This is a genomic window from Streptomyces paradoxus, from assembly GCF_014202475.1.
GTDB lineage: Bacteria > Actinomycetota > Actinomycetes > Streptomycetales > Streptomycetaceae > Streptomyces > Streptomyces paradoxus.
In genome coordinates, this window is sequence record NZ_JACHGV010000011.1 from 184,369 (window position 1) to 198,084 (window position 13,716).

At 73.1% G+C, this 13,716-nt stretch carries 13 protein-coding genes; 11 read left to right on the forward strand and 2 right to left on the reverse strand.

What is annotated here, in order from left to right:
* Positions 1 to 185: 185 nt before the first annotated feature.
* The 6 genes from HNR57_RS31260 to HNR57_RS31285 are packed head-to-tail and all read left to right on the forward strand — an operon-like array spanning position 186 to position 5,531.
* The gene (locus tag HNR57_RS31260) at positions 186 to 1,700 is read left to right on the forward strand and encodes an ATP-binding protein (protein ID WP_184565287.1); all 1,515 of its coding nucleotides are present in this window, start codon (positions 186 to 188) and stop codon (positions 1,698 to 1,700) included.
* Positions 1,697 to 2,119: a roadblock/LC7 domain-containing protein gene (locus HNR57_RS31265; protein WP_184565289.1), complete on the forward strand. Its 423-nt coding sequence runs from the start codon at positions 1,697 to 1,699 to the stop codon at positions 2,117 to 2,119. Before HNR57_RS31260 ends, HNR57_RS31265 begins: the two co-directional genes overlap by 4 nt.
* Entirely contained in the window at positions 2,116 to 2,478 is a 363-nt protein-coding gene (locus tag HNR57_RS31270) for a DUF742 domain-containing protein (RefSeq protein WP_184565291.1), read from the forward strand. Before HNR57_RS31265 ends, HNR57_RS31270 begins: the two co-directional genes overlap by 4 nt.
* Positions 2,450 to 3,079, forward strand: coding sequence for a GTP-binding protein (locus HNR57_RS31275; protein ID WP_184565293.1), 630 nt, complete (start codon positions 2,450 to 2,452; stop codon positions 3,077 to 3,079). The genes HNR57_RS31270 and HNR57_RS31275 overlap by 29 nt, the downstream gene beginning before the upstream one ends.
* Positions 3,076 to 4,314, forward strand: coding sequence for a cytochrome P450 family protein (locus HNR57_RS31280; RefSeq protein ID WP_184565295.1), 1,239 nt, complete (start codon positions 3,076 to 3,078; stop codon positions 4,312 to 4,314). Before HNR57_RS31275 ends, HNR57_RS31280 begins: the two co-directional genes overlap by 4 nt.
* Positions 4,311 to 5,531: a cytochrome P450 family protein gene (locus HNR57_RS31285; RefSeq protein WP_184565297.1), complete on the forward strand. Its 1,221-nt coding sequence runs from the start codon at positions 4,311 to 4,313 to the stop codon at positions 5,529 to 5,531. Before HNR57_RS31280 ends, HNR57_RS31285 begins: the two co-directional genes overlap by 4 nt.
* Positions 5,532 to 5,762: 231 nt before the next feature.
* Here the strand turns inward: HNR57_RS31285 and HNR57_RS31290 are convergent, their stop codons facing one another.
* Positions 5,763 to 7,256 (reverse strand): helix-turn-helix domain-containing protein, encoded by a 1,494-nt coding sequence (locus HNR57_RS31290; protein WP_184565299.1) that lies wholly within the window; start codon positions 7,254 to 7,256, stop codon positions 5,763 to 5,765.
* 170 nt (positions 7,257 to 7,426) lie between these two features.
* Here HNR57_RS31290 and HNR57_RS31295 point away from each other — a divergent pair, with 170 nt between their 5' ends.
* The 5 genes from HNR57_RS31295 (at position 7,427) to HNR57_RS31315 (ending at position 12,592) form a co-directional block, all read left to right on the forward strand.
* Positions 7,427 to 8,047: an L-threonylcarbamoyladenylate synthase gene (locus HNR57_RS31295; protein WP_184565301.1), complete on the forward strand. Its 621-nt coding sequence runs from the start codon at positions 7,427 to 7,429 to the stop codon at positions 8,045 to 8,047.
* Positions 8,048 to 8,220: 173 nt separating this feature from the next.
* Positions 8,221 to 8,976 carry a dienelactone hydrolase family protein gene (locus HNR57_RS31300; RefSeq protein WP_184565303.1) on the forward strand — a complete coding sequence of 252 codons (756 nt, stop codon included), beginning with the start codon at positions 8,221 to 8,223 and terminating at the stop codon, positions 8,974 to 8,976.
* Positions 8,977 to 9,096: 120 nt separating this feature from the next.
* The gene (locus tag HNR57_RS31305) at positions 9,097 to 9,930 is read left to right on the forward strand and encodes an MHYT domain-containing protein (RefSeq protein ID WP_184565305.1); all 834 of its coding nucleotides are present in this window, start codon (positions 9,097 to 9,099) and stop codon (positions 9,928 to 9,930) included.
* A gap of 47 nt (positions 9,931 to 9,977) precedes the next feature.
* Positions 9,978 to 11,483: a metallophosphoesterase family protein gene (locus HNR57_RS31310; protein ID WP_184565307.1), complete on the forward strand. Its 1,506-nt coding sequence runs from the start codon at positions 9,978 to 9,980 to the stop codon at positions 11,481 to 11,483.
* An 80-nt stretch (positions 11,484 to 11,563) separates the two neighbouring features.
* Positions 11,564 to 12,592 carry an LLM class flavin-dependent oxidoreductase gene (locus tag HNR57_RS31315; RefSeq protein ID WP_184565309.1) on the forward strand — a complete coding sequence of 343 codons (1,029 nt, stop codon included), beginning with the start codon at positions 11,564 to 11,566 and terminating at the stop codon, positions 12,590 to 12,592.
* A 15-nt stretch (positions 12,593 to 12,607) separates the two neighbouring features.
* Here the strand turns inward: HNR57_RS31315 and HNR57_RS31320 are convergent, their stop codons facing one another.
* Entirely contained in the window at positions 12,608 to 13,582 is a 975-nt protein-coding gene (locus HNR57_RS31320) for a TauD/TfdA dioxygenase family protein (protein WP_184565311.1), read from the reverse strand.
* Positions 13,583 to 13,716 lie beyond the last annotated feature (134 nt).

Sequence of the window (13,716 nt, forward strand, 5' to 3'; positions counted from 1 at the left end):
AACTCCCCACTCCTGTACGGCAATTCAGACCCTTACCTCGTAAGCCGACAGACGCCGGTCACTTTCGGAACGAAGTGGCGTGACACCGTGCGAGACCGGTCGATGACGGTGTGTACTGTGCTGCGGGTGGCTCGCCAGAGCACCTCGGACCCGACCCTGCCCGACTCCCTCCTGGAATCGACTCGATGATCGAAGTACCGGACCTGGCTGTCGGCGCCCTCGCCCTCGGCACACTGTCCGCGTTCGCCCTCGGCGGCGGGCTGCTGCGCTCACGGCGGCAACTGGCCGCGCAGCGCGCGAAGACGGCTGCGCTGCGGGCTCAACTCGACGGGACATCGCGGACGTTCACTTCCGAGGTCGAGCATCTGGCGGCGCGGCGGGTGCCCGCCGCGGCCCGGCAGGCCGCACATCCCCACGTCACCGAGCCCGGCCCGCTGAACCCGCAGCTGGCCGGTTCACCGCTGGGCGCCGCCCTGGAACGGGTCTTGACGGGGCTGCACGCCGAACTGGCCGCGCAGCGCACCCGGATCGACGCGGCCGCACAGGCCGGGATGCGCGGGGCCACCCGGGAGATCCAGGCGGCGCTGTACCGGTTGCAGGACGCCCTGCGCGGACTGCAGCAGCGCTACGACGACCCGGAGCTGGCGCAGACCCTGTTCGAGCTGGACCACGAGAACGAGCAGTCGCTGCGGCGCGCCCAGATCGCCGCGGTGGTGTGCGGTGCCTGGGTGGGGCTCGCCCGGGAGGAATCCCATCTCGTCGACGCGGTGACGGGCGGTCAGGCCCGGCTCGCGGGCTACCGGCGCGTCCGGGTCAGCAATCACCTGGCGGCCGGTACGGCCCTGGTGTCCCACGCCGTCGAGCCGGTCGCCATCATCGTCGCCGAGCTCCTCGACAACGCGCTGCGGCACTCCGCGCCCGACACGGAGGTCGTGGTCAATCTGGAGGCGGTCCACCACGGGGTCTGCGTCACCGTGGACGACGCCGGCCTCGGCATGACGCAGGACGAGCGCGCCCGGGCCCAGCGGATGGTCGCCGGTTCGGACCCGATCCTGCTGACCGAGCTCGGCGATCCGCCGCGCATGGGGCTGGCGGCCGTCGGCCGGCTGACCCGGCAGTTCGATCTGAGCGTGGACCTGACCTCCCCGTCGCCGTACGGCGGAGTCCGGGCGGTGCTGCGGGTCGACCGTCATCTGCTGACGCGGATCGACCCCGAGGAACTGCCTCCGGCGGCCAGCGCCCCGCGTTCGACCCGGAGGGCCGTCCCGGCCACTCCACCGCCCGAACCCGAGGCCGGATCCGCCCCTGCCGTCGTCCCGCGCACGCCCGAGCCGCTTCCCACCGCCGCAGGCCACGACCACGGCTACGGCACGGAGCAGGACGCCGAAACCCCGGCCCCCGGCCACCACGGCCCGCGGGAGAGCGGCGGCCTCCCCCAGCGGCGCCGCCGCGGCCGCGCCCCGGCCTCGGCCGGCCCCGACGCGGCCGACGGCGTACCCCAGCGCCGCCCCCGCCGCCCCGAGGAGTCTGCCGCCGCCCTCGGTGCCCTCCAGTCGGGCACCGCGGCAGCACGGAGCGCTGCCGGGTCGAACACCGCGGCCGTCCCGGACGTACCTGAGGGTGCCCCGGCCGCGACGACGGCCGACCCGGCGTCCGAGGACGCCGCCAGCAACCACGACGAAGGGGGAACGGCTCGATGACCAGCCGCGAAGCGGGGGACACGGCATGGGTGCTCGAACCGGTCCTGGAGGTGCCGCACGTCGTGGCCGCCGTCCTGCTCACCCGGGACGGACTCGTCACCGGCTACACCGACGCGCTGTCGCGGCCGTCGGCCGAGCGGGTCGCGGCGATCACCAGCACCGTGCAGGGCGCCTGCCGTACCGCGGCGGCGGCGTTCGCCGACACCGACCGGGCCGACATCCGGCAGGTCGTCATCGAGTCGGACCACGGATATGTGCTCATCGTGCCGACGGACCACGGCACCTGCGTCGCCGCGTACGGCGATCCCGAGGTACGGCTGGACCTGCTCGCCCACCGGGTGCACTCGCAGGTGGCGCGGCTGGGCGAGAAGGCCATGGCCGCCGGGCCCCGAGGTGCCGACGGCGACACGCCGGCATGACGGGCCGCCGAGGCGGCCGTCCCCTGGTTCCCGCGTACCTGTCGACCGGCGGGGTGGCGCGGCCCAGCCGTGCGCACCTGGAGCGGCTGTCCGTCCTCACCGGCAGCGGTGAGCCGGCCCCCGCGGAACTGCCCGCCGCACAGGCGGCCCTGCTGGAGGAGCTGGAGTACGGGTCGCTGACGGTCGTGGAGGCCGCCGCACTGTTGCGGCTGCCCGTCTCCGCGGTGCTCGTGCTGGCCGCCGACCTCCTCGACCGCGACCTGGTACTGGCCCGTGCGCCGATCCCGCCCGCCCGGCGCTTCGACCCCGACCTGCTGAAGAGAGTGGCCGATGGCCTCCGCGACCTCAAGCACCGTTGACACCCGCCCCGGCGATGCGGACGTCCATCTCCCCGACACCGCCCAGGACTTGGTGAAGATCCTGGTCACGGGGCCGTTCGGGGTGGGCAAGACCACCCTGATCCGCTCCGTCTCCGAGATCCGCCCGCTGCACACGGAGGAACAGCTCACCGAGGCGTCCGCGCAGGTCGACGATCTCTCCGGCGTACGCGACAAGTCGACCACCACGGTCGCCATCGACTTCGGCCGGATCAGCCTGCCGGGCGGCGTCGTGCTCTACCTGTTCGGCACGCCCGGCCAGGAGCGGTTCCGGCCCTTGTGGGACGACATCGCCTACGGGGCGCTCGGCGCGCTCGTACTGGTCGACGCCCGCCGGATCGACGCCTCGTTCGACGTGCTGGGGCTGGTGGAGGAGACCGGACTGCCGTACGCGGTCGCCTTCAACACCTTCCCGGACACGCCCCGCCACCACACGCCCGAGCAGTTGCGCGCCGCCCTGGACCTGGAGCCCACGACCCCGATGGTGACCTGCGACGCGCGGGAGGCGGACTCGTCGCTCGACGCCCTGCTCGCGCTGGTGCAGCACCTGATCGACCACAACCCTCCCCCGGAGTCACGGTGACCCACCCGTCCCCCGCCGAGCAGGCCTTCTCCGTTGCCGCGCCCGTCCGCCTGTGGGAGGACGGCTTCGCCCGCGATCCCCACCCCTACTACGCCGCCCTGCGCGCCCACGGCCCGGTCGGCTGGGCGGAACTGGCGCCCGGTGTCCCGGCGTACGTCGTCACCGGCCGGCGGGCGGCGCTGGAGCTGCTGCACGACACGGAGACGTTCTCGCACGATCCCCGGCCGTGGGAGGCGACCGTCCCGGACGACTCGCCCGTGCTGGGCATGATGCGCTGGCGGCCCAACACCCTGTTCGCCGACGGGGGCGCCCACCTGCGCTACCGCACCTCGCTCATCGACGCGTTCGACCTGGTGGAGCCGCACGATCTGCGGGCCCGGGTGCACCGGGCGGTGCACCTGCTGGTGAGCCGGATCGGGCCGCGGGGCGAGGCCGACCTGGTGGGCGAGTTCACCCGGCCGCTGATGGCGCTGGTGTTCAACAGCCTGTTCGGGCTGCCGGACAGCGCGAGCGACCGGCTGAACGCCGCGCTGGGCAAACTGATCGAGGGCGGCGCCCAGGCGGCCCAGGGCGAGGCCGAGTTCGGCGGGTACGTGCTGGAGCTGATCGCCGCCAAGACCGAGCGGCGCGGCGACGACCTGCCGAGCTGGCTGCTGGACCACCCGGCGGGCCTGACCCCCGAGGAGGTCACCTGGCAGGTGTTCCTCACCCTCGGCGCCGGGCACGAGCCCACGGCCAACCTGGTGTCCAACGCGCTGTCCCGGATCCTCGGCAACCCGGACTACTACTCGACGCTGACCAGCGGCGCCCGCCCGGTGACGGACGCGGTGCTGGAGGTCCTGCACCATGAGACGCCGCTCGCGAACTACGGCATCCACTACGCCCGTACGGCCGTCTCCTTCCACGGTGCGTGGATCAGGGCCGCGGTACCGGTGGTGATCTCCTACGGGGCGCTCGCCGAGGCGGCCGAGCGGGAGCGCGGGGCGCTGCCGCACCGGTCCGACGCCTCGCACCTGTCCTGGTCGGCGGGCCCGCACGCCTGCCCGGTCAAGCAGCACACCCTGCTCATCGCCACCGAGGCGATAGAACGGCTCACCCAGTGGCTGCCCGGCCTCGAACCCGTGCTGCCCCGCGAGCGCCTGACGTGGCGGCCCGGGCCGTTCCACCGCTCGCTGACGGCGCTGCCCGTCCGTTTCAGCCCCCGCTCCCCCGACCAGCCTGGAGGACGACCGTGACCGACCGCATCGCTCTGGACCCGTTAGGCACCGACATCGCCGCCGAGAGCGCCCGGCTGCGCGCTCTCGGCCCGGTCGTACCCGTGGAGCTGCCCGGCGGCATCCCCGCCTGGGCGCCGACGCGGTACGACACGCTGAAGGAGCTCATCCTCGACCCGCGGGTCAGCAAGGACCCGCGGCTGCACTGGCGGCTCTGGCCCGAGATCGGCGAACACCCGTCCTGGGGCTGGATCCTGGGCTGGGTCGGCGTGGTCAACATGCTCTCCGCGTACGGCCCGGACCACACCCGGCTCCGCAAGCTGGTCGCGCCCAGCTTCACGCACCGGCGCACCGAGGCGATGCGGCCCCGGGTGGAGGCGATCACGGCGGAGCTGCTGGCCGCGCTGGAGGCGGCCGACGGTGAGGTCGTCGACGTCAAGGCGGGGCTCGCTCATCCGCTGCCGATGCGGATGATCTGTGAACTGATGGGCGTGCCGGAGGAGTTGTGGGAGGACACCGGCCGGCTCATCGCGGCCCTCATGGACACCTCCGACCCGAGCCCGGAGTACGCGGCGTCCGTGCAGCGGCAGATCGGGACGGTGCTGCCCGCGCTGATCGCGCACCGGGCCGCCCATCCCGGGGACGACATGACGACGGAGCTGATCCGGGTCCGGGACGAGGACGGTGACCGGCTGAGCGAGGAGGAGCTGCTCTACACGCTCCTGCTGGTGATCGGCGCCGGTTTCGAGACCACGGTGAACCTGATAGGCAACGCGGTGGTCGCCCTGCTCCGCAGTCCGGGGCAGCTGGCGGCCGTGCGGGCCGGGGAGATCGGCTGGGACGCGGTCGTCGACGAGACGCTGCGCGCGCACCCGTCGATCGCGTCGCTGCCGCTGCGGTTCGCCGTCACCGACCTCGTCGCCGGAGGGGTGACGATCCCGGCCGGCGACGCCATCATCACGACGTACGCCGCCGCGGGGCTCGATCCCGAGCGCTACGGGCCGGACGCCGACCGGTTCGACGCCGCGCGCGGCGCCGACGACCACCTGGCGTTCGGGATCGGCGTGCACCGCTGCATCGGGGCGCCGCTGGCCCGGCTGGAGGCCCTGACCGCGCTGCCGGCGCTGTTCGAGCGGTTCCCCGGCCTGCGCCTGGCCGAAGGCGACGAGGGGCTGCGGCAGGTGCCGTCGTTCATCGCGTTCGGCTGGCAGGAGATCCCGGTGCGGCTGCGGGGCTGACGCCGGCTGCGGACGCCGCCGCGCAGTGCAGCGCGCGGGAGCGCGACCGGTCCCCCGTTCCGGTCGTGCCCCCGCGGGTGAGTTGAACTTACGTCCATGTCCGAGGGCTTGTGAACCGTGTCGGTGCCCGCTGCACGCTCAGCGGGGCTCACCCGTGCACAGCTGAGTCCGGATGGCCCGGTTTCGTCCCGTCCGGACCTGGCCAACCGGTTGTCCCGGCGGAGAACCTGCTCACGCGGGGCGCCGGAAATCCGGCAGTTCGAGGTCACCCACGGCCAGGTGGGCCAGCACCACCTCGTACAGGTCGGTGCCCCCGGCCAGGAGCTGGCGTTCCAGGACGGGTTCGGCGCTGCGGACGTGTTCGCGCACGGTCTGGGCGTGCACGCCCAGGGCCTGCGCGGCCCGCTCGGCGTTGCCGCCGGTGGCGATCCAGGTGCGCAGTGTCCGGCGCGGGTTCCTGGTGTCGGCGTCCAGCCGGCCCAGCAGGTCCTGCGCCCAGGTGCGTACGGCGGGACCGGACAGCAGGTCGGCGAGCCGCAGCCCGGGGTCTTCGGTGCCGTCGGCGCGCGGGGCGTCGGGCAGGCCGATCTGGGTGTTGAGCGCCAGGTGGACGACCGCCCGGACGGTGAGGTCGGCGAAGTCGGTGCCGAGCAGGTTCTCGACGCGTTCCATGCGGGCCCGGACGGTGTTGCGGCTGACGCCGAGGACCTTGGCGGCGTTGACGGCGGTGAACTCCAGGCCGAGCCGGCTGGTGGCGAGGAGTTCGGCGCGGGTGTGGTGCGGGAGGGTGTCCAGCGGGCGCAGCACCCGGGACGTCCAGCCGCGCAGCGCCACCGGGTCCATGAGGCGTTCGGGATGGGTGCGCTCGGCGTAGACGGCCGTCTTGTCGGACCGGAAGTGGGCGACGGCGAGGGCGCTGACGGCCTGCCCGTAGGCGGTGGCGGTCCGGGCGAGGCTCTGCCGGACACTGCCGCCGAGGAAGAGGCCGGGGTGCCGCCGGACCAGCGACCGCAGGGCTTCGCCCGTGGCCTCCCGCGGACCGACGACGATCACGTGCCCGTCCATGGCCGGGCAGCGTACGACCAGGGCGTCCTCCCGGGTGCTGTCGAGGCACTCCTCGGCGATGCGGTCGCGCACGGCGGGGTCCGTCTCGACGACGTACACGCTCGCCGTCTCGGCGTCCAGCAGCCCGGGCCAGAGTCCCGCGGCGACGCGGCGGGCGGCGATGGTGTCCTCGACCATGAGCAGTTGCAGGATCGCCAGGCGCAGGTCGGCGGTGGCCCGGCGCAGCCGGTGCCCGGCCGCGTTCGATTCGCTCACCGTCAGGAGCAGTTCGATCACCTGGGCGGTGTGCGTGACGATGTCGGAGGCCGGCCGGTCGAAGGGGGACTGCCGGGAGACGGCGAGCACACACGCGTGGGACGGGTGCTCCACCCTGACCAGCCGCAGGTGGCGCTCACGGCTCTCCCAGGCAGCGGAGGCGATCCGGCCGGTGGTGATGTCCGCGACCAGATCCTCGTCCAGGGGGAGCCGGTCTCCGGCGACGAGGTTCCCGGCGGCGTCCTGCAGGGCGACGGTCGCGCCCAGGGTGCCGGAGAGCCAGGCGACGACTCTGCGGACATCCCGTCCGGCCGGGCGCAGATGCTCCAGCAGTTCCGCCGCCCACGCCGGGCCCGTGCCGGCCTGCGTCTCCTGCTGCCGGTTCCCGTCCTCTCGGCCAGCCACCTGGGCCTTCCCCTCGCTCCTGGCGCCGCTTCCGGCACACCGGTCGGGGACGTTACCTCACGTCCGCAGGGCTCTTCTCCCGGCCCGGACGCCGGACGGCGGGGGCCCGCGTCCCCGGGCCCGGCCCCCTCCTGCGCCGCCGGCCCGTACCGGCGGCATAAGCTCGGCGGATGGCGAAGTACTACGACGTGCACCCCGACAACCCCCAGGCCCGCACCATCGGCCAGATCGCCGACAGCATCCGCGCCGACGCTCTGGTCGCCTACCCCACGGACTCCTGTTACGCACTGGGCTGCCGTCTCGGCAGCCGTGACGGCATCGACCGGATCCGCACGATCCGCAAGCTGGACGACCGGCACCACTTCACCCTGGTGTGCCAGGACTTCGCCCAGCTCGGTCAGTTCGTGCGGATCGACAACGACGTGTTCCGCGCGATCAAGGCGTCGACGCCCGGCAGCTACACGTTCATCCTGCCCGCGACGAAGGAGGTGCCGCGCATGCTGCAGCACCCCAAGAAGAAGACGGTCGGTGTGCGCATCCCCGACCACGTCGTCACCCAGGCCCTGCTCGCCGAGCTCGGTGAGCCGCTGTTGTCCAGCACGCTGCTGCTGCCCGGCGAGGAGGAGCCGATGACGCAGGGCTGGGAGATCAAGGACCTGCTCGACCACGTGCTGGACGGGGTGGTCGACTCCGGTGACTGCGGGACCGAGCCGACGACGGTCATCGACTTCTCCGGCGGGGAGGCCGAGATCGTGCGGTACGGCGCGGGAGACCCCACTCGGTTCGAGTAAGCGGGAGACCCCACTCGGTTCGAGTAAAACGCGAACCAAGGGCCGTTCACGGTCCAACCACGTGCCGGGGGCGGGCGGAATGCCCCGGGAACGGGCGTGTCACGATGCCCGTGATCCGCCCGGTCACGCGGACGGGTTCCTGTTCCCCACCCCCGCAGAGAGGCAGCCCAGCCATGACCGCCGTACAGGGAACCGCTGTCGACATCCCCACCGGGGACGGCACCGCGGACGCGTATCTGGTCCACCCCGCCGACGGGGCCGCCCACCCGGCGGTCCTGGTCTTCATGGACGCCTTCGGTCTGCGCCCGCAGCTGCGGTCCATGGCGGACCGGCTGGCCGCCGAGGGCTACACCGTGCTGGTGCCGAACGTGTTCTACCGGCACGGCCGCGCCCCGCTGTTCGACCTGCCCGAGTTCATCGACCCGGGAGCACGGCCGGAGATCTTCGAGCGCATCATGCCGGTCATGCAGGCCCTGACGCCCGACCTGGCGATGCGGGACGCCGGTGCGTACCTGAGCTGGCTGGCCGGTTCCCCGGCGGTGGCCGACGGGCCGGTCGCGCTGACCGGCTACTGCATGGGCGCCCGGCTCTCGCTGCTCACCGCCGGCACCTACCCGGAGCGGGTCGCGGCCGCGGCCGGCTTCCACGGCGGACGGCTGGCCACGGACACCCCGGACAGTCCCCACCTGGTGGCCGGCAAGGTCACCGCCGAGCTGTACTTCGGCCACGCCGACCAGGACCCCTCGCTGCCGGAGGAGCAGATCGAGCGCCTGGAGGAGGCCCTCACCGCGGCGGGCGTGCGCCACCGGTGCGAGGTGTACACGGGCGCGTCCCACGGTTTCACCCAGGCCGACACCGCCTCGTACCACCGGGAGGGCGACGAGCGGCACTGGTCTGCGCTGCTCGACCTGCTGAAGCGCACATTCTGACCCCAATCGGGATCTGCTGAAGAGGAGTTGCCGGCCTACCGGCGGTAAGGGCTTGCTATCCCACGATCCCTGCGCGTAGACCTTGCTGGAAACCAGCCATGACTCGGGGGGAGTTGGCTCATGGACGGCACGGTCGACGGGTTCCGCTACGGTGCGGTGACCCCGGTGGCGGCCTATCTGATGGCCTGTCTGGGAGGGGCGCTCGGGCTGCGGTGCATCGTGCGCGCGCTGCTCGACGCGCGTTCCTTCAGGGCGGGCTGGCTGGCGTTAGGCGCCGCCTCCATCGGATGCGGCATCTGGACGATGCACTTCATCGCCATGATCGGCTTCCACGTGGAGGAGACCCGGATCCGCTACGACGCGGCCACGACGGTGCTCAGTCTCGTCGTGGCCGTCGCCGTGGTGGGTGCCGGCGTGTTCATCGTCGGCCTGCGCGGCACGGGCGGCGTCACGCTGGCGGTGGCGGGCGCGGTCACCGGCCTGGGCGTGGCGGGCATGCACTACCTCGGCATGGCGGCGATGCGGCTGAACGGCGAGGTCGGCTACGACCCGGCCGGTGTCGCGCTGTCCGTGCTGATCGCCATCGGCGCCGCGACAGCGGCGCTGTGGTCGGCCGTCACCATCCGCGGCTTCCTGACGAGTCTCGGGGCGAGCCTGGTGATGGGCGTCGCGGTGTCCGGGATGCACTACACGGGCATGGCCGCCGTCAGCGTCCATGTGCACGACATGACCGGCGGGACCTGGGAGGGCGACTCGCCCATGTCCCTGCTGCTGCCGATGCTGCTGGGGCCGGTCGTCTTCCTGCTGCTGGCCGGGGTCGTGGTGATGTTCGATCCGCTGCTGGTGCTGGGCGAGCGCTCCTCCGCACCCCGGCCGGACTCCCCGGCCCTCAACTCCCCCGGCGGGAAGCGCCCTTCGTGGCGTACGGCGGTCTCATCCGCGCGCGAGCGGTGAACAGCCCGCCTGCGGGCGGGTCATGAACCGATTGTTACGGTGCACCGGTGTCTGACTCCTCACGCGATACCGCCGAAGGCGCCGGCTGGGGCACCACCGAACGAGGCGCGTACCAGCGGTTGATGCCGCCGAAGACCGAGAAGATCTCCTGGCTGAACCCCAGGATGCTGTGGGTCGCCCGCAACGGCGTACTCGCCTCCTGGTTCGGGGACCCGACCGGCGGGACGCGCAGCCGGTGGGTGGCGCAGCGGGCGGCCTGCGGAGCACCGGCCGACAGGGTGATCCGGCGCGACGACCCGGACCGGTTCTCGTTCCTGGTCATCGGCGACACCGGCGAGGGCGACGACCCCCAGTACGCCGTCGTGCCGGGCCTTCTGAACACCGGTCAGGACACCCGCTTCGCCGTACTGGCCAGTGACGTGATCTACCCGGTGGGCAGCGCGGACGACTACGACATCAAGTTCTTCCGCCCCTACCGGGACTACCAGGCGCCGATCTACGCGATACCCGGCAACCACGACTGGTACGAGGACCTCGGCGGCTTCATGCGCGTCTTCTGCGGCGACGCCCCGCCCCTGCCGCCCGGCCCCCGCCCTCGACCTCTCACCCGGGCCTGGCTGCGGTCACTGCTGTGGCACCGGCCGGACCCGGACGACGGCCGGCGCCTCGACGAGGCACGCGAGCAGCGCTCCGCCGCCGCCCAGCAGGCCGTCCAGCCGGGCCCGTACTGGGCGATCGACGCCGGCCCGGTGCGGATCATCGGCATCGACACGGGCCTGCTCGGCACCCTCGACGCCGAGCAGGGCGCCTGGCTGCGCGAGGTCTCCCGGGGCCCCCGCCCGAAGATCCTGGTGACCGGCTCGCCGCTGTACGTGGACGGCCGGTGCGAGCCGTGCGCCATCGAAGGGGGCGGGACCGTCGACGCCGTCGTCCGCGACCCGGACCACCACTATGTGGCGGCGATCGGCGGCGACATCCACAACTACCAGCGCTACCCGGTCCGGCTGGACGACGGCCGCACGCTCCAGTACGTCGTCGCGGGCGGGGGCGGCGCGTTCATGCACGCAACCCACACGATCCCCCGCGTCAACGTCGCCGGGGTCACCGAGCAGGACTTCCGCTGCTACCCGCTGCGGGGCGACTCCCTGGCCTTCTACAGCCGGCTCTACGGCCGCCGGCTGCGGATGCGCCGCTTCTTCACGCTCACCGAGGCCGAGGCGACGGCCGTGATCGCCGAGCGTCTCGGCATCAAGCCCACACGTGCCCCGGGCGCCTCGACCCGCGTCACCCGGCGCGTCCGCCTGGTCGCCGGGCTGCTCGGCACCGGCCGCCGCCCGGACAAGGCGAAGCGGTTCCGGCTGCCCGTGCGGAAGATCTACACGTCGCTGTTCTCGCCGGGCTCGGCGACGTACAGCCCGCCGTTCTTCAAGTGCTTCCTGCGCTTGGACGTCTCCCCGGAGTCGGTCCGGCTGCGCTGCTACGCGGCCACCGGCAACCGCGCCCAGGAAGTCGCCCCGCCGGTCGAGGACGAGGTGACGATCCCGCTGCGCTGACCGGGCGGAACGGGAACAGCACGGGCCACCGCCGGGTTGAGACCACCGTAGGCCATTGAAGGTTCAATGATGGAGGGCTCGTGCCGCCGACCCCACGACCGCTGCGCAAGCTGGGCTTCCTGACGATCGGGCTGTTCGACGCGGCGGACCCGCGCCGGGGCCACGAGTCCACGCTGGAGATCATCGAGCTGGGCGAGCGGCTCGGTTTCGACAGTGCTTGGGTGCGTCACCGGCATCTTCAGTACGGCATCTCCTCCCCGGTCGCCGTCCTGTCGGCGGCGTCCCAGCGCACCCGCCGCATCGAGCTGGGCACGGCGGTCACCCCGCTCGGCTGGGAGAACCCGCTGCGGCTGGCCGAGGACCTGGCCACTGTCGACCTGCTGTCGGGCGGGCGGCTCAACCCGGGCGTGAGCGTCGGACCGCCCCTGCACTTCGACCAGGTCAAGGACGCGCTCTACCCGGACACGGCCGACGCCGAGGACTTCGGCTACGGGCGCGTGGAGCGGCTGCTCGACGCCGTGCGGGGCGAGCCGGTGACGGACTTCAGCGGGGCTGAGGGCTTCGAGGTCTTCTCGGACCGGGTGCAGCCGCACTCCCCCGGCCTGGGGAGCCGCCTGTGGTACGGCGGCGGCAGCCTGCGCTCGGCCCGATGGGCCGGCGAGCACGGCATGAACCTGCTCACCAGCAGTGTCGTCAAGGCCGAAGAGCCCGACGGCCCCTACGACTTCGCGGAGATCCAGCTCGCCCAGATCCGCGCCTTCCGCGCCGCCCACCCCGACGGCGAGGCCGCCCGGGTCTCGCAGGGCCTGGTCGTCATCCCCACGGACTCGGCCTCGCCCGGGCAGCGTGCCCGGTACGAGGAGTACGCCGCGCGGCGCACTCCCCGCACGGCCACGCCACAGGGCCCGGCGCGGCTGCTGTTCGCGCCGGACCTGGTGGGCACCTCGGCGGAGATCGCCGAACGGCTGCACGCGCACGCCGCGTTCCGGGAGGTGGAGGAGGTGGCGTTCGCACTGCCTTTCACCTTCGAGCACGAGGACTACGTACAGATCCTCACCGACATGGCGACGAAACTGGGCCCGGCCCTCGGCTGGCAGCCGGGCCTCTAGGGCCTGGGTGCCGGGTCACCAGCGGCCCGGCTCGGTCCCCGTGACCGGCTGCGATGCCGTGCCGTCCACCCCCACGGGCACGTCTCCGGCGAGCATCACGCGGTGCATGATCCGGGGATGGTCGAGGTGGGCGGTGTCGCCGGGGGCCAGGTGCATGGTGGCGCGGTTGTCCCAGAACGCCACGCTGCCGGGCTCCCAGCGGAACCGGACCGTGTACTCGGGCCGGACCGCCTGCTCCAGCAGCATCTCCAGGATCGCGCCGCTCTCGGGCCGGGAGAGGCCGGCGATCTGCTCGACGTAGTAGCCGTTGACGTAGAGGATCCGCTCGCCCGACTCCGGGTGGACGCGCACCAGCGGGTGCAGCGTGGCGACCTGGCGGTCCAGCAGGTGCCGGACGTACGCGTCGTCGCCGGGCCGCGGCTGGTAGCCGACGCCGAGCCGGTGCTCGGCCCGCAGCCCGTCGACGAACTGCCGCAGCGGCGCGGAGAGTCCGGCGTACGCCGCCGCCAGGTTGGACCAGGTGGTGTCGCCGCCATAGGGCGGTACGGTCTCGGCGCGCAGGATCGTCGCGGCGGGCGGGTCGACGCGGGCGCCGTGGTCGCAGTGCCAGCCGCGCAGCAGCGTGTGGCGGCGGCGCCGCAGCCACTCGTCGTGCTCCATCCCGAACCGTCCGCCCAGCTCCAGCCGGTCGGCGGTCGTCTCGATCTCGGGGAAGTCCGGGGGCGAGGCCTTGCCCCGCCGGGGCAGCACCACGGTTTCGCCGAACCGGCGCGCGAACGCCACGTGCGCGGCGTGGTCCAGCCGCTGCCCACGGAAGAACACCACCTTCCACCGCAGCACCGCCGCCCTGATCGCGGCGACCACGGCGTCGTCGAGACCGGCCGCCAGATCGACCCCGCTGATCTCGGCCCCGATGTACCCGGCGACCGGCTTCACCTCCACCCCGGCCTTCCGCGCCGCCTCGTCCGTCGTCCTGCTGTCCGTCGTCATGAGCGCTCCGCTGGTCGTGGGCGTGGTCCTGCCTTCCCGAAGATCGTGACAGTGATCTCCGCCGAGGGCGACCATGCCGTGACGAGCCGGTCGGGGCTGCCGGAAAACCGGTCGAGGCGGGCGGACCGCCGTCG